Source organism: Massilia violaceinigra (genome assembly GCF_002752675.1).
GTDB classification, from domain to species: Bacteria; Pseudomonadota; Gammaproteobacteria; order Burkholderiales; family Burkholderiaceae_D; genus Telluria_A; species Telluria_A violaceinigra.
In genome coordinates this window covers 3,798,356-3,823,759 of record NZ_CP024608.1, presented here as the reverse complement: position 1 = coordinate 3,823,759, position 25,404 = coordinate 3,798,356, and the positions used below count along the sequence as shown (strand labels likewise).

Genomic DNA, 25,404 nt, shown 5'->3' with positions numbered 1-25,404 from the left:
TGACGGTGTTTGGCTTTCCACTTCCTTCGCCACCATTTATTGCCATGATGCTCCATATTCCCCACGTGCTCAGTCCCGACCAGGTCGCCACCATGCGCCTGGCGCTCGACAACGCCGACTGGACCGACGGCCGTGCCACCGTCGGAGCCCAGGGCGCGCAGGTCAAGCACAACCAGCAACTGCCCGACAACGGTCCCGTGGCTGCTGAACTGGGCCGCATCATCCTCGCGGCTCTGGCCACCAATCCCCTCTACTTCGCCGCCGCCCTGCCCCTGCGCACCGTGCCGCCGCTGTTCAACCGCTACACCGGCGGCGAACACTACGGCGCACACGTGGACGGCGCCGTGCGCAACGTGGCTGGCAGCGCCTTGCCGCTGCGTACCGACCTGTCCTGCACCCTGTTCCTGTGCGAGCCCGAGGACTACGATGGCGGCGAACTGATCATCAACGATACCTACGGCGTGCATGAAGTCAAATTGCCGGCAGGCGACATGATCGTCTACCCTTCGTCCAGTGTGCACAAAGTCGAGCCGGTCACGCGCGGCAGCCGCGTCTGCTCCTTTTTCTGGGTGCAAAGCATGGTGCGCGACGATGGCCGCCGCGCCATGCTGCTCGAACTCGACCAGACCATCGTTCGCCTGCGCGCCCGCCTTGGCGATACCGAGGAAACGGTCGGCCTGACCGGGCATTATCACAACCTGCTGCGGATGTGGTCGGAGATCTGAACTGGACTTTCGCATCTAGATAATTTATTCTAGATGCATTCCCACCAGTACCTTCCCCCATGTCCGAGCCGTCCGCCACCCCCAAGCCCACCGCATCGGAACTGGAGATGCTGCGCCTGCTGTGGCAACTCGGCCCGGCCAGCGCCAAACAGGTGCACCAGGCGGCTGTGGCCAGCCGTCCCGACATGGCGTACGCGACCGTGCTGCGCCTGCTCCAGCTGATGCACACCAAGGGCTTGCTCACGCGCGACGAAAGCGCCCGCGCGCATGTGTACGCGCCGGCGCAGCCGCAGGATTCGCTCCAGACCAGCCTGATCAAGGAACTGATCCACAAGGCGTTTTCGGGGTCCGGCAAGGAACTGGTGCTGGCGGCGTTGCGCGGCCATGTGAGCGCGCGCGAACGGGCCGAGATTCAGGCGATCCTGGATCAGGAAAAGTGAGGACAGTCGCGTGAACATCGACCTGAACCGCGACGCGTCGTTGTCGCTGATGGAGGGACTGCTCGCATATGCCGCGTAAGTCTTCGTCCAAGGGCATCGCGACGGTTGCCAAGGCAGCCTCCCGGCAAGAATCCGCTCCGCTGCCACCGGTCCAGCCCGGCCTGGAGGATTGCTGCCGCAGCGGCTGCACGCCCTGCGTATTCGATCTGTACGACGATGCGATGGATCGCTACAGGATCGAGATGGCAGCTTGGCAATCTCGACATCCGGGCGCACCGGCCAGCAAATAACACAGCCGTTCAGGACCGGCTGCCAGGTGACGCCGACAGCGAGTCAACGCCAACCCGCTGACGCGGCACGCTATGGTTCGGCACGCAGCGCAATCGCGCCGGTGACCACGGTCTCCCTCCGGTTGCGCTCCTTGATGTTGAGGGTCAGGCGAAAGCGCACGCCCACCATGCCGGCACGGTCGCCGAAGAAGGCGCCCAGCGCGTCATAGCGCTCCGGCGGCGGATCGTACTGGCTGGCCGGCACGGCCACGCCATACTCGCATGCGTCGCCCATCGGTTGCCTCGGTGGCGGGCGTTTGCGGCACTCGACCGGCGCGCCGTTGACCAGCGTCGGCGCCGCCGCATGAATCCGATATTCTGTTTCCGGCGTGACCATCAGAGGAACGCTGAACGCGCGCCGCTTTCCGTCCACGTTGAGCGTGAAGGTCAGCGTGCCGCTGACCACCGGGGACGTTTGCAGCGTAATGCGGGCGTCCTGCACCGCGCTTGGCGGCACCTGTCCGTCGCCGCCATAACCACCCTCAAAGGTGGCCGTGGTGGCGCCGAACTGGCGGTAATTGATCGACGGCTTGGTGAACATCATGTACTTCGTGTCGCCGGGCTGGCGCGGCATGGGTTTCTTGCTGACCTGCGCCATCAGGCGTTGGGTGGCCCAGGCGCTCATCGCCATCTGCTCGCGCACCGGCAACAGCCGCATTTCCCTTTGCAAGCGCTTGAAGCTTTCCTGGCCGGCGATGACGTGATAGCGCCCGGTCCGTCCCCACCACAGTTCGCCGGCCTGGCCGGTACTGCCGTGCTCGAGCCAGTCGCCGGCCGGATACGCCTGCTGCTGAAATGCCGCGGATGCATGCTGGTCGCGCACAGCGCTCAGCAAGCCGTCGCGCCACGCGGCAACACCGTTGGTAATGACGTCGTAGTTGGCATTGAGTCCGGCGCCGATGAGCGTCTGGTGACATGCGTTGGTCTTGGCCCCGTCCGGCAGCCAGGGCATATTCGGAACCGGGTGGTCAGGATCGCGACAGTCGACGATGGTTTCCGGGCCCGCCGTTGCGCACGTACTGGCACAGGCCAACAGGAGAACAGACAAGCGTTTTTTCATGGGAGCGGGACAGTGAGCATGATTGATATCTCAACTATACGTGCTTCCGCCCGCTTTGCCTATGCAGTCGCCGAGTTTGCCGGGTAGCTCGTTTGAGGCAGAAATTGCCGATGCGTGGGTGCTGCGCTTACCCAAGCGGTGCGCTAGATGCGTCGCTGTCGACAGCCTGCCAGTTACTGTCAGCCCTGTTGTGGCGGCGTTTCATTCCATTCCTCGGTCACCAGCTTTCTTACCGCTTCCGCCAGTTTGCGTGCCATGCCAGCGTCGAGCGTCGCATTCGCCCCATGGGCGATCCGATTGCGGATATTCATCAGTTCATGGAAAAAATCGATGTCATCCACCGATACCTCGCCCTGCGAATACAGGTGATCCAGAAGCATCGCTGGAGGAAAGCGTTCAATCGGGATATGTTGATCAATCGCCCGCTTGCGGAGCGCTACCTCGAACAGACTCCCCAAGTAGAGTACGCGGGTTCCAACGCGCCGTCGTCCACCAGCGCGTCAACCTGGTTCAACTTCTCGATCAACTGCGCCCACGTCGGTAGATCGCCGGCCCGGTCGGGCAGGTTCGCAACGTCGGCATCATCGACCGTCACCAGCACGAATCGCCATCCGGGATGTTCGGCGATTTCCTGGGCAATTGCGTGAAAATGATCGACCGAAGTGCAGGCGGCACTCGTCCTCGCTTCCACGATCAGTCCGGAATCGCCCTTGATGGCAAGCAGGTCTGGCACATACCCGAACAGATCAAACGGAAGCTGCTCAGCCGCAGGGTGTTTTACAACGGCATAGCCATCGTTTGCATAGGCACTCGCCAGCGTCTCCAGCCGATCCTCGTAAAAGGTGTTCGCAGCGGTATTCATAAATAGCTCCTCAGATCTTGCGCATCAGATATCCTTACATATACGCACTCCGTCCCCCCGGGCAATTCCCGCACGAAGCAGAAATGGCAGGACTGTGGCGTCGATCGGGTCACGCAAGAAGCGGCGATGGCTGTCGACGTCGGATACCTGAATATCGTCATCAACGACTAATCCGACAAGTGCATCTTGAATTGGTTTCTCGATGTTGTCGACGTCCGCCGGAGCGCTGCCGCAAAGATAGACGATCGTGCACCTCAACGCACAGGATGACACTGGCGGACGGCCTGCGACCCAGACCATCCTTGCTTGACGTTGGACGAAAACCTTCCACACTTGAAGATTCCTGCGATTCTTCGTCTGTAATGAAACGGGGCGCCTGGGGATCAGGAAGTCAAAGGGCTGCATAAATTCGTCGCATCAGAAGTCAACGGTAAGAGCTTCTGATGATGACAAGTCGGCTGTGCAGACATCTGACGCACATCAACGCCCGCGGTGCCTGCATACGCGAGTGTGCAAAGCGCGGTAGTGCGAAATCGGCTAGTGACTCATGCAGCCTGAAACTTTCGCACTACCCCGGCCGCATCGAGTTCATAGCTGGCAAAATCTTGCGCAAGGAACAGGTTGCCCGCGTAATGCTGGCGCGCCTCGGCTTCCAGTTCCGCCATGCCTTCCGGATTGTCGTAGCGCGCGCTGAAATGCGTCAGGATCAAATTCGGCAAGCCGCGTTCGGTGGCGAACTGCGCCACCCGCTGCACGGAGCTGTGGGTTGGCCCGGGTCCGACTTTCTGCAGGATGGCCTCGGTGTAGGTGGCTTCGTGCACCAGCACTTGCGCCTCCGCGCAGGCGTCGCTCAGCAGCGACGGGGTATCGTTGTCGCCGCCAATCACCGCCACCGCGCGCTGGACCTCGGACACGCGGAAATCGGCGGCCGCCAGCGTCGTGCCGTCGTCCAGCGTCACATCGTGCCCAGCCTGCAACTTGCCCCAGAGCGGACCGGACGGCACGCCGCGCGCGCGCAAGGCGGCGCTGTCGAGCTTCCACTTGACGGTCTCATAACTAAAATGCATTTCGTGCAGATAGCGCATTGCCGTTTCTTCGCTGATGGCGGGAAAATCCAATGAGGCGATGCTGCGCAACAGACTGTTGGCACTACCGCCCTGAGCTTGGGCCAATGCCCGTAACGTCTCTTGCTGTTCGGCTGTCCACTTGCGCTTGCGGCCTGTATGACGCCCTTTATACAGGCCCTTGAGGCCTTGCTTGTTCCAGCGCTGCCGCCATGCCTCGACACTGTTGAGATGAACATGGAATTAGTCCGCAGTTTGTTGCAAGGTCAGCCCTTGGCTCAACCGCACTATCGCTTGTGCGCTTATCCGGGCACGTGGATGCGGATGAAACACGCCCGTTTCGCGCAATGTATGTTGCTCAACTTCGTTCAATATTAGTAGTTTCGTTACGTCGACTCCTGCATCGCTGACCATCAAAGTTTGACACCAAAAATTGACGAACTTCTTAGGTAGCTTAGGCTGCAGCTAAACACCGGAGTTGACGCCATTTGCAAGGTTAGGTTGGGGGCGGATGTCGCTGCCTAACGCGCCGTGTCCTTCGGCCCAAGTTGGTCAGCTATTCGCTTTACTGCATGATCCAGCAACATTCCGCACTGCCGATCTGCATTCAAAAACTTCTCTCGAAATTCTTGGCTGAGAGAAAATCGGCGTTCCCTTTCAAAGCTCGCCGCAAGAGTATCGATGTCTTTCTTCGTAACAATAAGACGCGCATTAGATTTCTCTACGGTTAGACGTTGCTTTTCAATCTCATTGTTCGCGTCTATTGCGCTTAGAGCAGCTATCTGGGCGTCTTTCTGCGAATATGAAATCTGTAGCTCAGGGGCGTTTGGAACAACGCAACTTATCGGTTTCTCACCGGCGACCGCACCCTTCAACTCAGCAAGATACGCGTCCAGAATCCGTCCTGGTGGCTGTGATATATCTTCTACCGCATCCGCCAGTATTTTGGTTGGAGAAAGGAAAAACGTAGCCGCCTTGACAAGATCTTCTCCGTCTTTTTCGCGGCCTGATCTATATAAAATTTCGATAAATTCGTCCTGCTGACGAACCCGACGAAATGCTACGGCCATGCCAAATTGACTTACCAAAATCGTGCGCCGCGCAGTGTCTAAATGTCTGATCTCGCTCGCTAAGTCGTTTGCGGCGTTTCTAGCCGAACCCAACGCATCACGCTCCCGATTCTCCGCTAACAGAGCCGTATATCTTGCAGCTCGCTCCCGTTCTTCAGAGAGGCTCGCGCGCTCATCACTCACCAAGGCCCTACCTCTGGCGTGTGTCAGCGCTGCATCAAGTTCAGCAATTTTTTTCTGTACAGCAAATTGACGGTCGCGAAGCTCGGACAATAGCTTCCGCTCTCGCGCACTTTCTAATTCGAGCCTGGCATTGTCTTCCTGAAGCTTCTGGTTTTGAAAAACTGGTAGCACGGTATAAAAGTAACCGAACACAGCCAATAGCAGCGTGCTTGCTGTCGCAATGTTGGCAAGACGAGCTAAATTAACGTCAAGCCTCGATGGCACAAATGCGACATGACTGGCTGGAGTCAAAGGCGGTAGAGGTGGGGGTGTTGGCGGTGGGGGAACCGGAGATGCTGGAGGTGTCGAGGGCGGCGGATTTCGTCTGTTGCGCAACAATGACCGTCTCATTATGGATGTCTAGCTTCCTAAATACGTACATGTTACAGGAATAATGCATGCTGTATTTCATACTAGCACAATTTACGTGGGTGCAGGCTGCAAGTGATCGTCATGGGACGAGCAAAGGAAAGCAGACCCAGGTATAAATACGCCGCCTTACCAAAGTATGGTTTTGACCTGCCGGTCCATTTACTGACTACTTCGATATAGCAGTTTTTTAAATATAAATCACCTAATTTGGCGGTTGCGTGTATGTCTCGCAAGTGCTGAGCCTTGGGATAGAATGGCGCGGCATTTGGGAGATCCCTGTATCAATGGGACACGACCTTCGACTTGTATTTGTGAAAGAAATCCGCTTCCAATATTGTCCGCCAGTTTGAAATTGAGATGTCAAATGTCTAAGACGTGACCTATCTTGTTGGTTCCAAAGCGAAAAATACCAGAAAAGTAAGCTGCCGGCCAGCGCATCAAAGTAGTCCATCAAATCGCGACGTCGACACCAACAGAGCTCAGGCGGCGCAGTCAGTGACAGCGGACGTTCGCTCAGTTTCCGGACGCAAATTACCCGACACAAGAATTTTTGATATGCGGGACGACTGAAAGCTACGCTTTGCGTAGCCCAAATGCGCCCAGGAGACTGTCATCAATACCAATTCCCGTCCGATTTTATTGTGTAGCGCCACGGGAGCCCAGCACCGACAGCTCCTGCACTACCCCGGCCGCATCGAGTTCATAGCTGGCAAAATCCTGCGCCAGGAACAGGTTGCCCGCGTAATGCTGGCGCGCCTCGGCTTCCAGTTCCGCCATGCCTTCCGGGTTGTCATAGCGCGCGCTGAAATGCGTCAGGATCAAATTCGGCAAGCCGCGTTCGGTGGCGAACTGCGCCACGCGCTGCACGGAGCTGTGGGTCGGCCCGGGTCCGACTTTCTGCAGGATGGCCTCGGTGTAGGTGGCCTCGTGCACCAGCACTTGCGCCTCCGCGCAGGCGTCGCTCAGCAGCGACGGGGTATCGTTGTCGCCGCCAATCACCGCCACCGCGCGCTGGACATCGGACACGCGGAAATCGGCGGCCGCCAGCGTGGTGCCATCGTCGAGCGTCACATCGTGCCCGGCCTGCAACTTGCCCCACAGCGGACCGGACGGCACGCCGCGCGCGCGCAAGGCGGCGCTGTCGAGTTTCCACTTGACGCTCTCGACGGCGAAGCGAAAGCCGACGCTCGGCGCCCGGTGCGACAAATGATGGCGCTCGATCGTCAGGCCCGGTTCCTGATGCACCTGCTGCCCGCCGGCGACATCCACATGGATCAGCGGAAACGGCAGGAACAGCTCGGTATGCAGCATGGTCGCGTCCAGCCAGGCCTTGACGGCCAGCGGCGCGATGAGGATCAGCGGGCGCTTGCGTCCATTCATGGCGGCGCTGGCCAGGAAACCGGGCAAGCCGTAGCTGTGATCGCCATGGATATGGGTGATGCAAATGCCGGCCAGGTCGTGCACCGTCAGGGGCACGTGCTGCAGGCGATGCTGGGTGCCCTCGCCGCAGTCGATCAGCCACCAGTCGCGGTTCAGGGAGGTCTGCAGCGCCAGCGCGGTGACGTTGCGGTTTTTGGTGGGCACGCCCGAGGACGTGCCGAGAAAGGTCAGTTTGAACATGCCGCATTATGCGCCAGCCGATTCGGCGGCGCCAGCGCAGCTATTAGCGCCCCGGGCAGGCCGCCTTGCGCCAGCGGCCGCACGGCGGGCGTGAGCAGCTGCGCAGTGCGCGTCAGGCTTGACGGGCCTTGCGGGCGCGATGTGCGCCGAAGCCGACCACCGCCAGCCCCAGCGAGAGCATCGCGATCGAGGTCGGTTCCGGCACGGCCGTGGTGATGAACTGGCCACTGAAGTAGGCATCGCGCGTGCCGCTCACGCCGCTCAGGTTGATTTCGACGTAGTCGGCCCCGAAGGTCAGGCCGTAGCCCACCATATTGGTATCGATCATCAGTGATTGCAGCGACGCGCCGTTGCTGAAGTCCAGGTCCGTCAGGCGAAAGACAATCCCAGCGCCCCAGGCGAACGGGTTCCTGTAATCCATGACGAAGCGGTCAGCGTCGACATTAAGCGTGTAGGCAACGCTGTAGTTTTTCTGGTCGGCCAGGCCGTTCTCGACGACAAACGGGCTGTCCAGACCGAAGCCATTGATCCGGCCGACACCTTTGCCGGTGTCGATGGTGCGGTACATGCCGGCGTCGACCGTGTCTCCCAGCAAGGATGCATCGGCGCGTGCATGGGCGATCAAAACGAGTCCCAACAATACTGACAACAACTTCATTCCTGTCTCCTTTATAGTTATTTTCATAATTCCCTGCAACATGAAATTAACATAAAAATGAGTTGTATGTACAACTTTTGTTGTGACTGGCTGGACAAACAGCGCACGCTGCGGAAATCCACGTTTGCGGCCATTTCTTTACAATATGATAAAAATTCGCAGCGGGCCATGCTGCCTCCCTGAAAGGAAATTCCGATGTTCGAAATGAGCCATCCCTGGTGGGAATTCGTCGTGCGCGGTGCGGCCGTGTATCTGATCCTGCTGGTCATGGTGCGCGTGTCCGGGCGCCGCACGGTGGGCCAGTTCACGCCCTTCGACCTGCTGGTGGTGATGCTGCTGAGCGAGGCGGTGTCCAATTCGCTGACGGGCGGCGATCAATCGCTGGTTGGCGGCTTCATCGTGGCGGTGGTGCTGGTCGGACTGAATATGACGATGTCGTTCCTGTCATCGCACAGCAAGAAAATGTCCGACATTCTCGACGGCAGCGCCGTGCTGCTGGGACGCGACGGCGAACTGTACGACAAAGTGATGAAACGCTGCCGGATTTCACGCGAAGAGGTTGACCAGGCCCTGCGCTGCTCCGATTGCGACATCAAGGACATGCGCTGCGCATTTCTTGAAGCCGATGGGCAAATCACGATCCAGAGGAAATAGCACTGTTGCCGCCTGGACGGATATAAAAAATAGTGAACATCCCGGGCGTATTTTTCGATGCGGCGAGGTCGAACCTCTGTACCGCGTCGATGGCGCCCGCTTCGTGCTCCCAAAGCCAACCCAGCTGCTGCTCTCCCCTCGCGTGTTCACGTTGTCAATGCCGGTTCCGTGCTTGTTGGAACCGCTTGATTCGCCATTCGTGTCGTCACCCAAGGAGAACATGCATGAACCGTATCCTCTCATCGCTGGCAATCGTGTTTGCCATGCTGCTTGCACCACCGGCGTTCGCCGACGTCACCACCTACCGCGCCACCATGAGCGGCCCGAGCGAGGCGCCACCGAATGCATCGCCCGCATTCAGCATCGCCACCTTCATCATCGACGACGTTGCCATGACCTTGTCGATGAACGTTCCTTTCTTCAATCTGCGCGGCACCAGCACCACGGCGCACATCCATTGCTGCACCGCCGATCTGCTGACCGGCATCGCGCCGCCGGCAACGCCCGAACTTAACCAGTTCGGCTTTCCGACGGATGTCAGGCAAGGCGTGTTCAATGCCACGCTCAGCCTGGCCGATCCCTCCGCGTTCAACCCGGGCTTCCTGCAGGCCAGTGGCGGGACCGTGGAACAGGCGCGCGCCGCGCTGATCCAGGGCTTTGCCAGCAACAAGGCTTACTTCAATATCCACTCCGCGCAGTTTCCGGCCGGCGAAATCCGCGGCTTCATCGTGGCGGTGCCGGAGCCGGGTTCCTGGGCGATGATGCCATTGGGATTGGGCGTACTGGGATTCATCGCGCGCAAGAAGCGGCGCTGAGCACTAGTGCGCTCAGACGGGCCCGCAAGATAATCCGACACGGTGCGCCCAGGCGGTGATCGCCGCCTGCCAGAACGTGCTGATGGAGTCCGTCTGCGCGACTGGCAGTTGCAGGAATGCGGCGGCGGCGTGCAGTGCGCGCAAGGCCTGGCCTTCATTGTCGGGGGCTACCGCCAGCGCGCCTGTCTGCTTGGAGAGCTTTTCGCCATCCGCATTGCGCACGACCGGCACATGCAGATAGCGAGGAGTAGGCACGCCCAGCAGGTGTTGCAGATAAATCTGGCGCGGCGTCGAATCGATCAGGTCGGCGCCGCGCACGATGTCGGTAACGCCCTGCTCCGCGTCATCGACAACGACGGCAAGCTGGTAGGCCCAGAAGCCATCGGCGCGCTTGAGAACGAAGTCGCCTGACTCGGTTGCCAGATGCTGCGCCATGTAACCGGCGGCACGGTCGGTGAATGCGATCAGGCCGGCAACGGCCGGGGTTGCGGGAATGTCGGCCGTGGTCGCGGGACTGCCGGCCGGGATGGCGCGACTATTGATGATGCCTGCCGTCCCGGCCGCGTCGGGTACCCGCATGTCGGGCACCCGTACGCGCAGACTGCGCATGGTCTTGCCTGGCGCCAAGCCATTACGGCAGGTGCCGGGATAGATGGCGGACCCATCGGGTGCGGTGCCGAGGCGGGAATCGGCGATTTCGCGGCGGTTGCAGCCGCAGGGATAGACGTGCGCGCCGAGTTTGTCCGCGGCGGTCTGGTACAGCTGCTTGCGCTGACTCTGCCAGACCACGTCGCCGTCCCAGTCCATGCCCAGGGACCGCAGGAGCGCCAGCATGGTCTCAGCGGCGCCCGGCACGCTGCGGCCTTCGTCCACATCTTCGATCCGCACCAGCCAGCGGCCATGATGGGCTTTGACATCCAGATAGCTGGCCATGGCCGCCACCAGCGATCCCTGGTGCAGCGGACCGGATGGCGAGGGCGCGAAGCGGCCAATATAGTGAGGTCGATTGAGCACGTGCTGGCGTTTCGCTGGAAGGTTATTTCGCGGATGGAGCCGCTTCAAAATCCTTGATCGTTTTGGTCACCTTGTCCGCCACCGGATTGGGAACGGCGATGGAGAGCTGATAATGCTCGATCTCGAATCCCTTGTCCGTCTTGCGCATAACCCCGCTGGCCTGGCACACCCCCATCTGGGTATCGAGGAGTTCATCGAACCAGATGAATTTCTTGTCGGCGGACATATATACATTGCGCTTGGTGGCTTTAAAAGACCACGCCGAGCCCTTGTCGAAGAAGCGTTTGGCCCAGGCCTTGAACTGGTCGCGGTTCCACAGCTCGGTCTTGTCGGTGCCGATATAAACCCCATGCTTCGCCATCTTGTCGAAATAGGCCGGACGCGCATGCGCGGCGTCGTCGTGCCATTCGTCGATGAAGGCGTTGATCTGCTTCGTATAGGGCGCGGCGGGGTCGGATGGCTGGGCAAACGCGGCCAGGGTGAACAGGGACAGGATGCAGGCCAGCAGGGTTTTCTTCATTCTGACTTTCCGGAAGCAATGGGCGGGATGATACGCGATTGTACACGCCCCGGACGAGCACCGGCGTGATCGACGCAGCCGGCAGGATCGCGCCCGCCTACATGGCTAAATAGAAACCATTATTAACCCAGCTCAACTCATATTATCACTTTGGCGCATATATTATATTTTTTAAAGCCATTAATAAAACAGGAAAAACTTATTAAGTCGAATGTATGAATATTGGGTAAATTCCTGGATATCCGATCTTTATCGCGCATAAAATAAGCCAAAGTACTTTCTCTTCGGAATAATGTGATATTGTTAAATCCGCTGATATAAGCATCAGCCAAACCTGACGACGTTCCATTTCCATTCTTACCGTTCCATTTGCGGCTTTTAGCAATGCCGTATCCATTCCGAGGATTTTTCAGATGAAATTACTTGTAGCTGTTGGAACACTCGCGCTGGCGTCCGTGACGCAGGCGTACGCACAGACCGTACCCACGGCACCTTTTGGCACCTACCAAAAACCCTTTGCCGCCGATTCGCTCTGGAATTCCTATCCGGTCAAACCGGTATTCGACACCTGGCAAATCCCGGCCACCACATGGAATCCAGCCATTCAAGGCGGCGATTACTCATCCGGAATTTTCGAAGCGAAAGCCAGCGACGCACCGATGCTGATTTACCCGGTCGCCGGCAGGAGCGGCGTGGTCGATACCGACACCGAGATGTCGACCCCGACCTACACGATTCCCCATTGGCCGGCAAACACTGTTCCCGCGAAAGGCAGCGATGGCCATGCCGATATCATCGATGCGGGCCTGAACCGGATCTATTCGTTTTCCAACCTGAAGAAAAACACCGAAGGCAAGTGGACCGCGACCAGGGTGTCGTGGACGCCTTTGAACGGCACTGGCTGGGGTGACCCGGCCCATCACTATCAGGGAGCGCGCGCGGCCGGTCCCGCGCCGACGGGCGGCATGATCCGCATCGCCGAGGCCAATGATGGAAAACCGCTGTTCGAGCACGCCCTGTCCATGTCGCTCGATTTCACAGGATTGCTGGCCGGGGCCGACCGCTACACCTATCCGGCGACCGCAGCCGATACCCCGATACCGGACAAGCCGAACACGGGCCGGATTCCCGAAGGCGCGCGCGTCATGCTGCCGCCCGATTTCGACCTGAGCAAGATCACCGATGCGCGGCTGCTGAAGGTCGCCAGGACGTTGATGAAATACGGCGCCTATGTCGTCGACCGCAACTACAACACGCCCTTTGCGATCTATGTGGAAATTGGCGCGGACTGGTCCGCGTCGCCGCCTGCCCAGCTCGACCTGGTACGCAAGGGGCTGCGCCGGGTGCTCGGACAGAGCGGCCACATCGACGGCAACGGTATCCCGCGCGTGCCGGAATCGCGCGTCAACCTGCTCTCGCTGCGCGGCGCCTGGACCCTGATCGATGGCGTTGGCTCGCAAGGCGTGTACGACACCTTCAGCCAGTCGCTGGTGTGGGGCACGACCACGACGCGGCCGATGACCCAGATTAACTATTCGAACTGGGGCCTCGGCCGGGTCGCGAACAAGTACCCTAGCGCGCCCAAGCGCTACAAGCTGTCGGTCGAATCGACGGGTGGCACCACCATGAGCATGACGATGCAGGTGGGCACCGTCAAAACGACGACTGCGCAACTGGGCAATGGCCAGAGCGAGACGGTGGTATGGCCCGATAAAGCCACCGCCTTCTTCACGGCCAAAAAGCCGGTGGGCGGACCAGCGAACCTGAAAGCGCGCCTGATCGAACTGCCGGCAGGCGAATAATCAGTCCGGCAGGGCAATAAAAAAGCGAGCCATCGGCTCGCTTTTTTTAATGGCAACGCGTTTCGATCAGCGTTTGTCCATCGGTTTCACGTCGCGCGTCGGCGAGCCGACGAACAGCTGGCGTGGACGGCCGATCTTTTGCTCTGGATCGGAAATCATCTCGTTCCATTGCGCGATCCAGCCGATGGTGCGCGCCATCGCGAAGATACCGGTAAACAGCGACACCGGAATGCCCAGCGCCGATTGCACGATGCCCGAGTAGAAGTCGACGTTCGGGTACAGCTTGCGCGACACGAAGTATTCGTCTTCCAGCGCGATTTTTTCCAGCGCCATGGCCAGCTTGAACAGCGGATCGTCCTGCAGACCCAGCTCTTGCAGCACTTCGTGGCAGGTTTCGCGCATCAGCTTGGCGCGCGGGTCGAAGTTCTTGTACACGCGGTGACCGAAACCCATCAGCTTGACGCCGGAGTTCTTGTCTTTCACCTTGGCGATGAACTCAGGAATCTTGTCGACGGTGCCGATTTCCTTGAGCATGTTCAGTGCCGCTTCGTTCGCGCCACCGTGCGCCGGGCCCCACAGGCAGGCGATGCCGGCAGCGATACAGGCGAACGGGTTGGCGCCCGACGAACCAGCCAGGCGAACGGTCGAGGTCGACGCGTTCTGCTCGTGGTCCGCGTGCAGGATCAGGATGCGGTCGAGTGCACGCACCAGCACTTCGTTGACTTTGTATTCTTCGCACGGATTGCCGAACATCATGCGCATGAAGTTGGCGCTGTACGACAGGTCGTTGCGTGGGTACACGAACGGCTGGCCGATCGAGTATTTGTACGACATGGCGACCAGGGTCGGCATCTTGGCGATCAGGCGGATGGCCGATACTTCGCGGTGATGCGGGTCGTTGATGTCGAGCGAGTCGTGGTAGAACGAGGCCAACGCGCCGACGGTGCCAACCAGCACCGACATCGGGTGCGCGTCACGGCGGAAGCCGCGGAAGAAGAATTGCATCTGCTCGTGCACCATGGTGTGCTTGGTGACGGTGTCGCTGAATTTCTGGTTTTCTTCTTTGTTCGGCAGTTCGCCGTTCAGCAGCAGGTAGCAGGTTTCCAGGAAGTCGCAATTGACGGCCAGTTGCTCGATCGGGTAACCGCGGTACAGCAGTTCGCCCTTGTCGCCATCGATGTAGGTGATGGTCGAGTTGCAGGCGGCGGTCGACATGAAGCCCGGGTCGTACGTGAATTTGCCGGTCTGGGCGTACAGCTTGCGGATGTCGATGACGTCCGGGCCAACGGTGCCCTTGTAAATCGGCATGTCGATGGGCGTGCTGCCATCGGAAAACGACAGGGTGGCTTTGGTATCAGAGATGTTCATGGCACTTCCTTCTTGGGAGGTGAGGTCTACAAAATAAAAATTACGAAACTTGTCGGGCTATTGCCACGGGCGGTTGCCAAGGGTTGTTGCCAAGGCTGCTGCCACGGGCTGTTGCCACGTTCACGCTTGCTGCAGGCGCAACAGCAAGGCGCGCACATGCGGCAAATCGACTTCACCTTCGGGCTCTTTGCGCGCCAGGATCAGGTCCATCAGCGGATTGTCCGCCAGATCGAGCAGCCGGGTCAGCGCATCGACTTCTTCATCTGTCAACCCTTCCTCATGCGCGTCAAGGAAGCGCGTGAGGATCAGGTCGTTTTCGAGCAACCCCCGGCGGCTGCGCCAGCGCAGTCGCGAGCGGTTGGCCGGGTCGGATTGGTGCGTATTCACTCTAGAGTCCGTCGTTGGGTCAACACTATACTCCGCCTGCCGGATTTCGGCAGTACGGTACTTTTACTGTATTACTGACAAGCAGACACCATACCGGGAGGCATGCAAAAGCATGCCGGATGGCAAGCGGGCGCGACGCGGACAAGGTGGTCCGCGCCGCGCCCGCCGAGGTGCCTTATACAGCGCGGCGAACCATCAATTCCTTGATCTTGCCGATTGCCTTGTTCGGGTTCAAACCCTTCGGGCAAACGTCGACGCAATTCATGATCGAGTGGCAGCGGAACAGGCGGTACGGGTCTTCCAGGTTATCCAGGCGCTCGCCGGTGGCTTCGTCGCGGCTGTCGGCGATGAAGCGGTAGGCTTGCAAGAGGCCCGCAGGGCCGACGAACTTGTCCGGATTCCACCAGAACGACGGGCACGACGTCGAGCAGCAGGCGCACAGGATGCACTCGTACAGGCCGTCGAGCTCTTCGCGCTCGGTCGGGGTCTGCAGGCGCTCTTTTTCAGGCGGGATCGACTCGTTCACCAGGTACGGCTTGATCGAATCGTACTGCTTGAAAAACTGCGTCATGTCGACGATCAGGTCGCGGATCACCGGCAGGCCGGCCAGCGGACGCAGGACGATCGGCTGGGTCAGCTCGTTCAGGTTGGTGGTGCAGGCCAGGCCGTTCTTGCCGTTGATGTTCATCGCGTCCGAACCGCACACGCCTTCACGGCAGGAGCGGCGCAGGGCCAGCGAGTCGTCCACGTCCGACTTGATGCGCTGCAGGGCGTCGAGCAGCATCTTGTCGGTGTCCTGCAGCTCGACGGTCACGTCTTGCATGTACGGCTTGGCATCCTGGTCGGGATCGTAGCGGTAGATTTTCAGTTTTACGGTGCGTGTCATGTTCTGACCTTAGAAAGTACGTGGTTTCGGCTTGAAGGTATCGACCGTCAGCGGCTTGGTGATCACAGGCTTGTACTCGAGGCGGTTGCCTTCCGAGAAGAACAAGGTGTGCTTCATCCAGACGTCGTCGTCGCGGTTCGGGAAGTCGCTGTGCGCGTGCGCGCCGCGCGATTCCTTGCGTGCCACTGCCGATGTGATGGTCGCTTTCGCCGTTTCAATGAGATTATCCAGTTCCAGCGCTTCGACGCGCGCGGTGTTGAACACCTTGGACTTGTCCTTGAACGAGACATGCTTGCGGCGCTCGTCGAGCACCATGATTTCCTTGTAGCCCTGGGTCAGCAGCTCGTCGGTGCGGAACACGCCGCAGTACTTCTGCATGGTGGCGCGGATATCGTTGGCCACGCCCTGCACTTTTTCGCTGCCGGTCGAGTGTTCCAGGCGGTCCATGCGGTCCATGGCGAAGTCGGCCGCATCCTTCGGCAAAGGCTTGTTTTCCTTTTGCTTCAGGTTGGACGCGACCACGTGGTTGCCGGCCGCGCGGCCGAACACGATCAGGTCGAGCAGCGAGTTGGTGCCGAGGCGGTTGGCGCCGTGCACCGAAACGCAGGCGCATTCGCCGATCGCGTACAGGCCATTGACCACGGAAACCGGGTTGCCGTCTTTCGGCACCACCACCTGGCCGTGGATATTGGTCGGAATACCGCCCATCTGGTAGTGAATCGTCGGCACGACCGGGATCGGTTCCTTGGTGGCGTCGACGTTGGCGAACTTGTGGCCGATTTCGAGAATCGACGGCAGGCGCTTGGCGATGGTGTCGGCGCCGATGTGGCGCAGGTCCAGCAGCACGTGGTCCTTGTTCGGACCGCAGCCGCGGCCTTCCTTGATTTCCTGGTCCATCGAACGCGACACGAAGTCGCGCGGCGCCAGGTCTTTCAGGGTCGGCGCATAGCGCTCCATGAAGCGTTCGCCATTGCTGTTGATCAGGATGCCGCCTTCGCCGCGCACCCCTTCGGTAATCAGCACGCCCGCGCCGGACACGCCGGTCGGGTGGAACTGCCAGAATTCCATGTCCTGCAGCGGCAGGCCGGCGCGCGCCGCCATGCCCATGCCGTCGCCGGTGTTAATGAAGGCATTGGTCGAGGCGGCGAAGATGCGCCCTGCCCCGCCGGTGGCGAAGATGGTGGTCTTCGCTTCCAGGATCATGCATTCGCCGGTTTCCATTTCGAGCGCAACGACGCCCACGCAATCGCCTTCGGCGTCGCGGATGATGTCGATCGCCATCCACTCGACAAAAAAGTGGGTACGCGCGCGCACGTTACGCTGGTACAGCGTGTGCAGCAGCGCGTGGCCGGTACGGTCGGCCGCCGCGCACGCGCGCTGGACCGGCTTTTCGCCCTGGTTGGCGGTGTGGCCGCCGAACGGACGCTGGTAAATCGTGCCGTCCGGATTGCGGTCGAACGGCATGCCGAAGTGTTCCAGCTCGTAGACGACCTTCGGTGCTTCGCGGCACATGAATTCGATCGCATCCTGGTCGCCCAGGTAATCGCCACCCTTGACGGTGTCGAACATATGCCAGTGCCAGTTATCTTCCGACATGTTGCCGAGGGACGCGCCGATGCCGCCCTGGGCCGCGACCGTGTGCGAACGGGTCGGGAAGACTTTCGACAGCACGGCAACGTTCAGGCCGGCTTCAGCCAGTTGCAGGGATGCGCGCATGCCCGAACCGCCGGCGCCGATGATGACCGCGTCGAAACGGCGGGTAGGAAGTGCTTTTTTGATTGCTGCCACGATTAAACGCTCCAGAGAATTTGTACAGTCCAGGCTGCGCAGCCGACCAGCCACAGGATGGTGAGCGCTTGCAGGGTCAGGCGCACGCCGACCGGTTTGATGTAATCCATCCAGATGTCGCGCATGCCGACCCAGGCGTGGTAGTACAGGCCGGCGAAAGTCACCAGGCTGAACAGCTTGAACCACTGTTGCGAGAACAGGTGAGCCCAGCCTTCATACGTGAAGTTATTGCCAGTCAGGAAGGAGATCAGCAAGGTGAAGGTGTACACGGCCATCACGACCGCGGTGAGGCGCTGGGCCAGCCAGTCTTTCAGGCCGTAATGGGCGCCGACGACGAGGCGGTTACGTCCGACATTATTCTTTGCCATCAAAACACTCCAAACAGTTTGAGACCAGCCAGTGCGGTCAGGATCAGGCTGACAACCAGCACGCTGACAGCGCTATGGCGCGAGGAATCCTTCTCGATGCCCATGTGCATGTCCATGAACAGGTGACGGAAGCCGGCGCAGAAGTGGTGCATATAGGCCCAGATCAGGCCCAGCAGGACCAGTTTGGACAGCGGATGCGAGAGGATGCCCTGGAAATACGCGAACGATATTTCGGACTGGACGCTGTTCTGGAACAGGTACAGCAGGAACGGCAGCATCAGGAAGATCGCCGCGCCGCTGATGCGGTGCAGGATCGACACGTAGGCGCCAGGCGTCATATTGTAATTCATCAAATCGGTAACATGAATGTTACGGATCTCGGGCCGTTCTTTTTTTGGAACTTCCTTCACGGCTTCGGACATGGCAGTACCTCCCCTTTGACTAACTAAATTGTAATTAACCCGCAATTTTCGCCCATTTTGCCGAAATGCACCAATATTCCTCTTGGGATTGGCAAGTTCAGCAACAATATGGGCAGATGCTCGCTACTTTCTTATGATCAATGCATTTTAAACGGAACGGGCATTTTGTGCACCGCACCGTCGCACTGCCGCCCCCTGAATCGAGGGTCAATCGCGGTTCGGCAACACTTGTCTTGAAACTACGACAAGTCATTCTGGTAATGGTGATGCGTGGTCAGGTACAGACCGCGGCGCAGCTCGACCGCCTTGTCGCCGTAAGTGAACGACACGCGCTCCGCGCACAGCAGCGGCGTGCCTTCCGGCACCCCGAGGAACTGGGCGGCGCCGGCGTCGGCCCCGAGCGCGCGGATTTTCTCGCTGGCACGGATCATGCGCGTGCCGAACTCGGACTCGAACAACCCGTACATTGGACCCTTGTACTCGACCAGACGTTCCGCGGTCAGTCCCTTGAACAGGAGGCCGGGAAGCCACATTTCTTCAAGAATTGTCGGCGTGCCGTCGAACGACATCACGCGCTTGATATACACTACGGAGTCGCCCGACTTCAGATCCAGCAGGCGCGCCACTTCGGCCGGCGCGCGCATGCGCTTGACTTCGATGATCTTGTTGTCGGGATGGTGCGGCACGCCTTCGTCGGGCATCAGGCGCAGGAAGCGGAAATGCGCGCGCGCCTCGTGGTGGGTGGCAACGAAAGTGCCCTTGCCCTGGCGCCGCAGCACCAGGTTTTCGGCGGCCAGTTCGTCGATCGCCTTGCGCACCGTGCCCTGGCTGACCTTGAAACGGCCGGCCAGCTCGACTTCGCTGGGAATCATTTCGCCGGGTTTCCACTCGCCCGCCTGCAGGCCCTGCGTGATGAGCGCCTTGATCTGCTGATAGAGGGGACTGAAGGTCGGCGAACTGCCCGACGCGCCGGCGGAAGCGCCGGTCCCGCTGGCCGTTGTACCATGCAAGATCGGAGGGGTCGGGACTGGGTTCATAGACCGAGATTTCAACACAAACGGGCTTGCCAGTCCAGTGCAATCGCCGGAGGTTATGTGTCTTATATAAGATATATGATATGAATTGACAGATCGCTTTCGCGCGCCTACACTCGCGGTCGATCCGGCATGCGCGCGTATCGCCCCGCGGTTTTTTCCGGCTGGGCCGGGAAGTTCAGGCCGTGGTATCCAATCCTGGTATCCGATTTGGTATCATTACCGTTTTCCCGAACAAGCGTATCCTCAGCTTCGACCGTTTTCTTTCCCACTTTGGAGATTCATCATGGCTAAAACCCCACTGCGCGTTGCTGTCACCGGCGCTGCCGGCCAGATCGGCTATTCCCTGCTGTTCCGCATCGCGAACGGTGACATGCTCGGCAAAGACCAGCCAGTCATTTTGCAACTGCTGGAAATCGCTGACGAGAAAGCCCAGAAAGCGCTCAAGGGCGTCATGATGGAAATCGATGACTGCGCATTCCCGCTGCTGGCCGGCATGACCGCCCACGCCGACCCGATGACCGCCTTCAAGGATGCCGATTTCGCCCTGCTGGTCGGCGCCCGTCCACGCGGTCCTGGCATGGAGCGTAAAGACCTGCTCGAAGCCAATGCCCAGATCTTCACGGTGCAAGGCAAGGCGCTCGACGCCGTCGCTTCGCGCAACGTCAAGGTGCTGGTGGTCGGCAACCCTGCCAACACCAACGCCTACATCGCCATGAAATCGGCGCCGTCGCTGCCGGCCAAGAACTTCACCGCCATGCTGCGCCTGGACCACAACCGTGCCCTGTCGCAGATCGCGTCCAAAACCGGCAAGCCGGTCGCCTCGATCGAAAAACTGTGCGTGTGGGGCAACCACTCGCCAACGATGTACGCCGACTACCGTTTCGCCCAGATCGATGGCGCTTCGGTCAAGGAAACCATCAACGACGACGCATGGAACCGCGACACCTTCCTGCCGACCGTCGGCAAGCGCGGCGCTGCGATCATCGAAGCGCGCGGCCTGTCGTCGGCAGCGTCGGCCGCCAACGCAGCCATCGACCACATGCACGACTGGTACCTCGGCACCAACGGCAAGTGGACCACGATGGGCATTCCTTCGGATGGTTCGTACGGCATCCCTGAAGGCACCATGTTCGGCTTCCCGGTCACGACCGAGAATGGCGAATACACGATCGTGCAAGGTTTGCCGATCGACGAGTTCTCGCAGGAACGCATCAACCTCACGCTCAAGGAACTGACCGAAGAGCGTGAAGGCGTTGCCCACCTGCTGGCCTGAGTTTCAACGCGGCCGGATTCGTGGATCCCGTAACCCCACCGATTCGCCGCACGCGCCGTGCCGCCCCGAGCGGCACGAGCGCTGCTGTACCTGAGAAAATGAACATGCATCCCTCCGAGGTTTTATTCCAGGGCAAACGCCAGCCTTTGCTGCTCCCCGCCTGCGACCACTATGCAGGCTCCGAAAAGCTGATGCTCAAGTCGATGGCCCTGCAACAAGAGCTTGGCCCCCTGTTCGACATCACGTTCGACTGCGAGGACGGCGCCACCGCCGGTGCCGAGCCCGAACACGCCCAAATGATCGTGCGTCTGCTTAACGACGACGGCAACCGCCACAACCGCATCGGCGTGCGCGTGCACGACGTGGCCAGCCCGTTTTTCGAGGGCGACCTGGCCGTGATCGTCGGCGGCGCCGCCCAGCGCCTGGCCTACATCGTGCTGCCCAAGGTCCATGGCGCGGCGGAAGTCGCGCGCGCGATCAAGTCGATCAACCAGCATGCCGCCAAGGCCGGCCGCGCCACGCCGCTGCCGGTGCACGTGCTGATCGAAACCCATGGCGGCCTGCGCGAAGCCGATGCGATCGCCGCCCTGCCCCAGGTCGAGTGCCTGTCGTTCGGCATCATGGATTTTGTGTCCAGCCACTACGGCGCCATTCCCGGCGCGGCCATGCGCACCCCTGGCCAGTTCACGCACCCGCTGGTGGTGCGCGCCAAGCTCGAGATGGCGGCCGCCTGCCACGCGCACGGCAAGGTGCCCTCGCATAACGTGACGACCGACATCAAGGACAGCGCCGTGGTGGCCAACGATGCCCAGCGCGCCGCCGCCGAATTCGGCTTTACGCGCATGTGGAGCATCCACCCCGACCAGATCAAGCCGATCCTCAAGGCGTTCACGCCGCGCCTGTCGGAAGTGAACGAAGCGACCAACATCCTCACCGAAGGCAAGAACGCCAGCTGGGGCCCGATCGCGCAGAACGGGCGCTTGCACGACCGCGCCAGCTATCGCTATTATTGGACGGTGCTGCAGCGCGCGAAACTGGCGGGCCTGGCCCTGCCCGATGCCGCCGCCGCGCTCGTCAACGACCCACAACCAGCCACCTGAACGGAAGCTATTCCCGATGCCAACCCTGATCAAGAACACCCTGCTCGCCTGCTCGCTGGCGATGGCAGCGGCCACCCTGTGCGCGGCCTCGTCGGCCAACGCGGCCCAACCGACACCGGGAGCCAAGGCGGCACCGAAGGCCAAGCCGGCGGCCAAATCGAAGGCGCGCGCGCACCCGAAGGCGGTCGATGTCGTCCCGGCCGAGCCGGAACCGGACATCAGCGACACCACCACCACCGACTTCGACTGCGAACTGGGCAACAAGGTCACGACCTACCATAACGACAGCGACGACGGCCACATCGCGCTGCGCTGGAAAAAGCGCCTGCACCGCCTCACCCGCGTGGGCACCACCACGGGCGCCAAGCGCTTCGAGAACCCGACCTTCGGCCTGGTCTGGATCGGCATTCCGGCCAAGGGCATGCTGCTCGATTCGCGCCTGAACCGCCAGCTGGCCAACGAATGCAAGAACGCCGAGCAGATGAAGCCGGTTGTAGAAACGCCGGTGGCGCCCGTCGCCCCTGCGGCCCCGGCGCCCATGCCGGCGGCAACTCCGGCACCGGGCGAACTTGCAGTACCAGCGGTGCCGCCCGTGGCAGCACCGGCGGCGCTTGACGCCCCTGCAGCAAAATAACTGAAATAACAAATACCCCACTGAAGGAGAGGTCATGTCCCGCAACACTCTGAACACGCTCAAGGATTTCAAACTGTCGGCCGGCCAGAAAGGCAAGTTCTACTCGCTGCCGGCGCTCGAGAAAAGCCTTGGGGTGAACGTCTCGCGCCTGCCGGTGTCGATCCGCCTGGTCCTCGAATCCGTGCTGCGTAACTGCGACGGCAAGAAGGTCACGGAAGAACACGTCAAGCAATTGGCGAACTGGGCGCCAAACGGCGAACGCACCGACGAGATTCCTTTCGTCGTGGCCCGCGTCGTGCTGCAAGACTTCACCGGCGTGCCATTGCTGGCCGATCTGGCCGCCATGCGCAACGTCGCCAACAAGATGGGCATGAACCCGAAAAACATCGAGCCGCTGGTACCGGTCGACCTCGTGGTCGATCACTCGGTCACCATCGACCACTACCGCGAAAAGGGCGCGCTCGACCTGAACATGAAGCTGGAATTCTCGCGCAACAACGAGCGCTACCAGTTCATGAAGTGGGGCATGCAAGCCTTCGACACCTTCGGCGTGGTTCCTCCCGGCTTCGGCATCGTGCACCAGGTCAACCTGGAGTACCTGGCGCGCGGCGTGCACAAGGCTGGCAACACCTACTACCCTGACACCCTGGTCGGCACCGACTCGCACACCACCATGATCAACGGCATCGGCGTGGTCGGCTGGGGCGTGGGCGGCATCGAAGCCGAAGCGGGCATGCTGGGCCAGCCGGTCTACTTCCTGACCCCGGACGTGATCGGCGTGAACCTGACCGGCGCGCTGCGCGAAGGCTGCACCGCCACCGATCTGGTGCTGACCATCACCGAAATGCTGCGTAAGGAAAAAGTCGTCGGCAAGTTCGTCGAATTCTTCGGCGCCGGCACCGAAACGCTGTCGCTGACCGACCGCGCGACGATCGCCAACATGGCACCGGAATACGGCGCGACGATGGGCTTCTTCCCGGTTGACGACGCCACCATCGAATACTTCGAAGGCACCGGCCGCACCACCGAGGAAATCACCGCGTTCAAGAACTACTTCAAGGCGCAGAACCTGTACGGCGTGCCGCAGGAAGGCGACATCGACTACACCCGCGTGGTCTCGCTCGACCTGGCCACGGTGACCCCGTCGCTGGCGGGCCCGAAGCGTCCGCAGGACCGTATCGAAATCGGCAACGTCAAGAACAACTTCATCGAACTGTTCTCCAAGCCGACCACCGAAAACGGTTTTAACAAGAACCCGGCCGACCTGACCAACCACTACGAAACCACCAACGGCGTGCACGTCAAGAACGGCGACGTGCTGATCGCGGCGATCACCTCGTGCACCAACACCTCGAACCCGAGCGTGCTGCTGGCAGCGGGCCTGCTGGCCAAGAAGGCGGTTGAAGCCGGCCTGACGGTCGCTCCGCACATCAAGACCTCGCTGGCCCCTGGCTCGCGCGTGGTCACCGAGTACCTGACCGCCGCCGGCCTGCTGCCGTACCTGGAGCAACTGGGCTTCGGCGTGACCGCCTATGGCTGCACCACCTGCATCGGCAATGCCGGCGACCTGACTCCTGAACTGAACGCGGCCATCGCCGAAAACGATATCGTCGCTTCGGCCGTGTTGTCGGGCAACCGTAACTTCGAAGCGCGGATCCACCCGAACATCCGTTCCAACTTCCTGGCCTCGCCGCCGCTGGTCGTGGCCTACGCCATCGCCGGCAACATGACGCGCGACCTGATGACCGAGCCAGTCGGCAAGGGGACCAACGGCAAGGACGTCTACCTGGGCGACATCTGGCCGACCTCGAAGGAAATCGGCAAGCTGATGAAGTTCGCGATGAACTCCAAGGTCTTCAAGGCCAACTACGCCGACGTCAAGGGCGCACCGGGCAAGCTGTGGGAAGACGTGACCACCACCACCGGCCAGGTCTACGACTGGCCGAAGTCGACCTACATCGCCGAGCCACCATTCTTCGACGGCTTCGAGATGATCCCGAAAGCGGCAGCGACCGGCATTTCCGGCGCGCGCGCACTGGGCGTGTTCGGCGACTCGATCACCACCGACCACATTTCGCCGGCCGGTTCGATCCAGGAAAGCGGCCCAGCGGGCAAATGGCTGCTGGCCAACGGCGTCATGAAGGCCGACTTCAACTCCTACGGCTCGCGCCGCGGCAATCACGAGATCATGATGCGCGGCACCTTTGCCAACGTGCGTATCAAGAACCGCATGATTCCCGCCAAGGCCGACGGTTCCGCGGTTGAAGGCGGCATCACGATTCACCAGCCGAGCGGTCAACAGATGTCGATCTACGACGCAGCCATGAAGTATGTGGCCGACGGCGTGCCGACGATGGTGTTTGGCGGCGAAGAGTACGGCACCGGTTCGTCGCGCGACTGGGCGGCCAAGGGCACCCAGCTGCTGGGCGTGAAAGCGGTCATCACCCGTTCGTTCGAGCGTATTCACCGCTCGAACCTGGTGGGCATGGGCGTGCTGCCGCTGCAATTCATCGGCGACGACAGCGTGCAGACCCTGAACATCACGGGTAACGAAGTGTTCGACCTGAAGGGCCTGGAAGGCGAGATCAAGCCGCAGCAACTGGCGACCCTGGTCATCACGCGCGCCAATGGCGACGTGCAGGAAGTCAAAGTCCTGCTGCGTATCGATACCCCGATCGAAGTCGACTACTACAAGCATGGCGGGATTCTGCCGTTCGTGCTGCGCCAGCTGCTGGCCGCGTAATATCCGCTACCCCGCGCCAGCGCGGGGCTGGAGCAAAAACGCCGGATTCGTCCGGCGTTTTTTTTCGTCCCGCGGTGTTGCGACAAGGCCAAGTGAGTGCCTGCTACCCACCCTCCCGCTCAACTTTTTTCACACTTCTTGCGCCGTCTTCATGGTCGGCGGACGAATGAA

At 60.6% G+C, this 25,404-nt stretch carries 26 protein-coding genes and 1 pseudogene; 10 read left to right on the top strand and 17 right to left on the bottom strand.

Features of this window, described 5'->3' with window-relative positions:
• Positions 1-44: 44 nt before the first annotated feature.
• The 3 genes from CR152_RS17085 to CR152_RS17075 all read left to right on the top strand — a co-directional run bounded on the left by CR152_RS17085 (position 45) and on the right by CR152_RS17075 (position 1,455).
• Positions 45-725 (top strand): Fe2+-dependent dioxygenase, encoded by a 681-nt coding sequence (locus tag CR152_RS17085; RefSeq protein ID WP_099882414.1) that lies wholly within the window; start codon positions 45-47, stop codon positions 723-725.
• A 59-nt stretch (positions 726-784) separates the two neighbouring features.
• Positions 785-1,165, top strand: coding sequence for a BlaI/MecI/CopY family transcriptional regulator (locus CR152_RS17080; protein WP_099876335.1), 381 nt, complete (start codon positions 785-787; stop codon positions 1,163-1,165).
• 68 nt (positions 1,166-1,233) lie between these two features.
• Positions 1,234-1,455: an oxidoreductase-like domain-containing protein gene (locus CR152_RS17075; protein WP_099876333.1), complete on the top strand. Its 222-nt coding sequence runs from the start codon at positions 1,234-1,236 to the stop codon at positions 1,453-1,455.
• A gap of 70 nt (positions 1,456-1,525) precedes the next feature.
• Here CR152_RS17075 and CR152_RS17070 read toward each other — a convergent pair whose 3' ends face one another.
• From CR152_RS17070 to CR152_RS17030, 8 genes and pseudogenes are all read right to left on the bottom strand, one after another.
• A complete protein-coding gene (locus CR152_RS17070; protein WP_099876331.1) occupies positions 1,526-2,446 on the bottom strand; it encodes a hypothetical protein in 921 nt (306 codons plus the stop codon).
• A 287-nt stretch (positions 2,447-2,733) separates the two neighbouring features.
• Positions 2,734-3,012 carry a hypothetical protein gene (locus CR152_RS17065; protein ID WP_157778559.1) on the bottom strand — a complete coding sequence of 93 codons (279 nt, stop codon included), beginning with the start codon at positions 3,010-3,012 and terminating at the stop codon, positions 2,734-2,736.
• On the bottom strand, positions 2,991-3,416 hold the full coding sequence (locus CR152_RS17060) for a hypothetical protein (protein ID WP_099876327.1): 426 nt from the start codon (positions 3,414-3,416) through the stop codon (positions 2,991-2,993). The genes CR152_RS17065 and CR152_RS17060 overlap by 22 nt, the downstream gene beginning before the upstream one ends.
• 545 nt (positions 3,417-3,961) lie before the next feature.
• The gene (locus CR152_RS17050) at positions 3,962-4,501 is read right to left on the bottom strand and encodes an MBL fold metallo-hydrolase (RefSeq protein WP_208640138.1); all 540 of its coding nucleotides are present in this window, start codon (positions 4,499-4,501) and stop codon (positions 3,962-3,964) included.
• Positions 4,502-4,690, bottom strand: a pseudogene (locus CR152_RS35045) (helix-turn-helix domain-containing protein); the annotation flags it as partial.
• Between the two features lie 311 nt (positions 4,691-5,001).
• Positions 5,002-6,024: a hypothetical protein gene (locus CR152_RS17040; RefSeq protein WP_157778558.1), complete on the bottom strand. Its 1,023-nt coding sequence runs from the start codon at positions 6,022-6,024 to the stop codon at positions 5,002-5,004.
• Between the two features lie 756 nt (positions 6,025-6,780).
• Complete coding sequence (locus CR152_RS17035) at positions 6,781-7,764, bottom strand: ribonuclease Z (protein WP_099876320.1); 984 nt, start codon at positions 7,762-7,764, stop codon at positions 6,781-6,783.
• Between the two features lie 112 nt (positions 7,765-7,876).
• Positions 7,877-8,422, bottom strand: a complete 546-nt coding sequence (locus tag CR152_RS17030; protein ID WP_157778557.1) for a PEP-CTERM sorting domain-containing protein — start codon at positions 8,420-8,422, stop codon at positions 7,877-7,879.
• A gap of 195 nt (positions 8,423-8,617) precedes the next feature.
• Here CR152_RS17030 and CR152_RS17025 point away from each other — a divergent pair, with 195 nt between their 5' ends.
• A complete protein-coding gene (locus CR152_RS17025; RefSeq protein ID WP_099876317.1) occupies positions 8,618-9,076 on the top strand; it encodes a DUF421 domain-containing protein in 459 nt (152 codons plus the stop codon).
• Between the two features lie 224 nt (positions 9,077-9,300).
• Entirely contained in the window at positions 9,301-9,891 is a 591-nt protein-coding gene (locus CR152_RS17020) for a CHRD domain-containing protein (protein WP_157778556.1), read from the top strand.
• 12 nt (positions 9,892-9,903) lie between these two features.
• On the opposite strand, the gene gluQRS is transcribed toward CR152_RS17020, so the two are convergent.
• The gene (gene gluQRS / locus CR152_RS17015; protein ID WP_099876315.1) at positions 9,904-10,905 is read right to left on the bottom strand and encodes a tRNA glutamyl-Q(34) synthetase GluQRS; all 1,002 of its coding nucleotides are present in this window, start codon (positions 10,903-10,905) and stop codon (positions 9,904-9,906) included.
• 22 nt (positions 10,906-10,927) lie between these two features.
• Complete coding sequence (locus CR152_RS17010) at positions 10,928-11,425, bottom strand: nuclear transport factor 2 family protein (protein WP_099876314.1); 498 nt, start codon at positions 11,423-11,425, stop codon at positions 10,928-10,930.
• A 413-nt stretch (positions 11,426-11,838) separates the two neighbouring features.
• Between CR152_RS17010 and CR152_RS17005 the strand changes: the two genes are divergently transcribed.
• Positions 11,839-13,227, top strand: a complete 1,389-nt coding sequence (locus CR152_RS17005; RefSeq protein ID WP_157778555.1) for an Atrophin-1 multi-domain protein — start codon at positions 11,839-11,841, stop codon at positions 13,225-13,227.
• A gap of 66 nt (positions 13,228-13,293) precedes the next feature.
• On the opposite strand, the gene CR152_RS17000 is transcribed toward CR152_RS17005, so the two are convergent.
• From CR152_RS17000 to CR152_RS16970, 7 genes are all read right to left on the bottom strand, one after another.
• Positions 13,294-14,595 (bottom strand): citrate synthase, encoded by a 1,302-nt coding sequence (locus tag CR152_RS17000; RefSeq protein ID WP_099876310.1) that lies wholly within the window; start codon positions 14,593-14,595, stop codon positions 13,294-13,296.
• 120 nt (positions 14,596-14,715) lie between these two features.
• Entirely contained in the window at positions 14,716-14,982 is a 267-nt protein-coding gene (locus CR152_RS16995; RefSeq protein ID WP_099876308.1) for an FAD assembly factor SdhE, read from the bottom strand.
• 175 nt (positions 14,983-15,157) lie between these two features.
• Positions 15,158-15,868, bottom strand: coding sequence for a succinate dehydrogenase iron-sulfur subunit (locus CR152_RS16990; RefSeq protein ID WP_099876306.1), 711 nt, complete (start codon positions 15,866-15,868; stop codon positions 15,158-15,160).
• Positions 15,869-15,877: 9 nt separating this feature from the next.
• Entirely contained in the window at positions 15,878-17,656 is a 1,779-nt protein-coding gene (sdhA, locus tag CR152_RS16985) for a succinate dehydrogenase flavoprotein subunit (protein WP_099876304.1), read from the bottom strand.
• Positions 17,657-17,658: 2 nt separating this feature from the next.
• A complete protein-coding gene (sdhD, locus tag CR152_RS16980) occupies positions 17,659-18,024 on the bottom strand; it encodes a succinate dehydrogenase, hydrophobic membrane anchor protein (RefSeq protein WP_099876302.1) in 366 nt (121 codons plus the stop codon).
• Positions 18,024-18,446, bottom strand: a complete 423-nt coding sequence (gene sdhC / locus CR152_RS16975) for a succinate dehydrogenase, cytochrome b556 subunit (RefSeq protein ID WP_099876300.1) — start codon at positions 18,444-18,446, stop codon at positions 18,024-18,026. The genes sdhD and sdhC overlap by 1 nt, the downstream gene beginning before the upstream one ends.
• A 239-nt stretch (positions 18,447-18,685) precedes the next feature.
• Positions 18,686-19,483: a GntR family transcriptional regulator gene (locus tag CR152_RS16970; protein WP_099876296.1), complete on the bottom strand. Its 798-nt coding sequence runs from the start codon at positions 19,481-19,483 to the stop codon at positions 18,686-18,688.
• A 283-nt stretch (positions 19,484-19,766) separates the two neighbouring features.
• Between CR152_RS16970 and CR152_RS16965 the strand changes: the two genes are divergently transcribed.
• The 4 genes from CR152_RS16965 to acnA all read left to right on the top strand — a co-directional run bounded on the left by CR152_RS16965 (position 19,767) and on the right by acnA (position 25,233).
• Positions 19,767-20,756, top strand: a complete 990-nt coding sequence (locus CR152_RS16965; protein WP_099876294.1) for a malate dehydrogenase — start codon at positions 19,767-19,769, stop codon at positions 20,754-20,756.
• A 104-nt stretch (positions 20,757-20,860) separates the two neighbouring features.
• On the top strand, positions 20,861-21,856 hold the full coding sequence (locus tag CR152_RS16960; protein ID WP_099876292.1) for an HpcH/HpaI aldolase/citrate lyase family protein: 996 nt from the start codon (positions 20,861-20,863) through the stop codon (positions 21,854-21,856).
• Between the two features lie 16 nt (positions 21,857-21,872).
• Entirely contained in the window at positions 21,873-22,490 is a 618-nt protein-coding gene (locus tag CR152_RS16955; protein WP_307718583.1) for a hypothetical protein, read from the top strand.
• A 34-nt stretch (positions 22,491-22,524) separates the two neighbouring features.
• Entirely contained in the window at positions 22,525-25,233 is a 2,709-nt protein-coding gene (gene acnA, locus CR152_RS16950; RefSeq protein ID WP_099876291.1) for an aconitate hydratase AcnA, read from the top strand.
• The last annotated feature ends 171 nt before the right edge of the window (positions 25,234-25,404 follow it).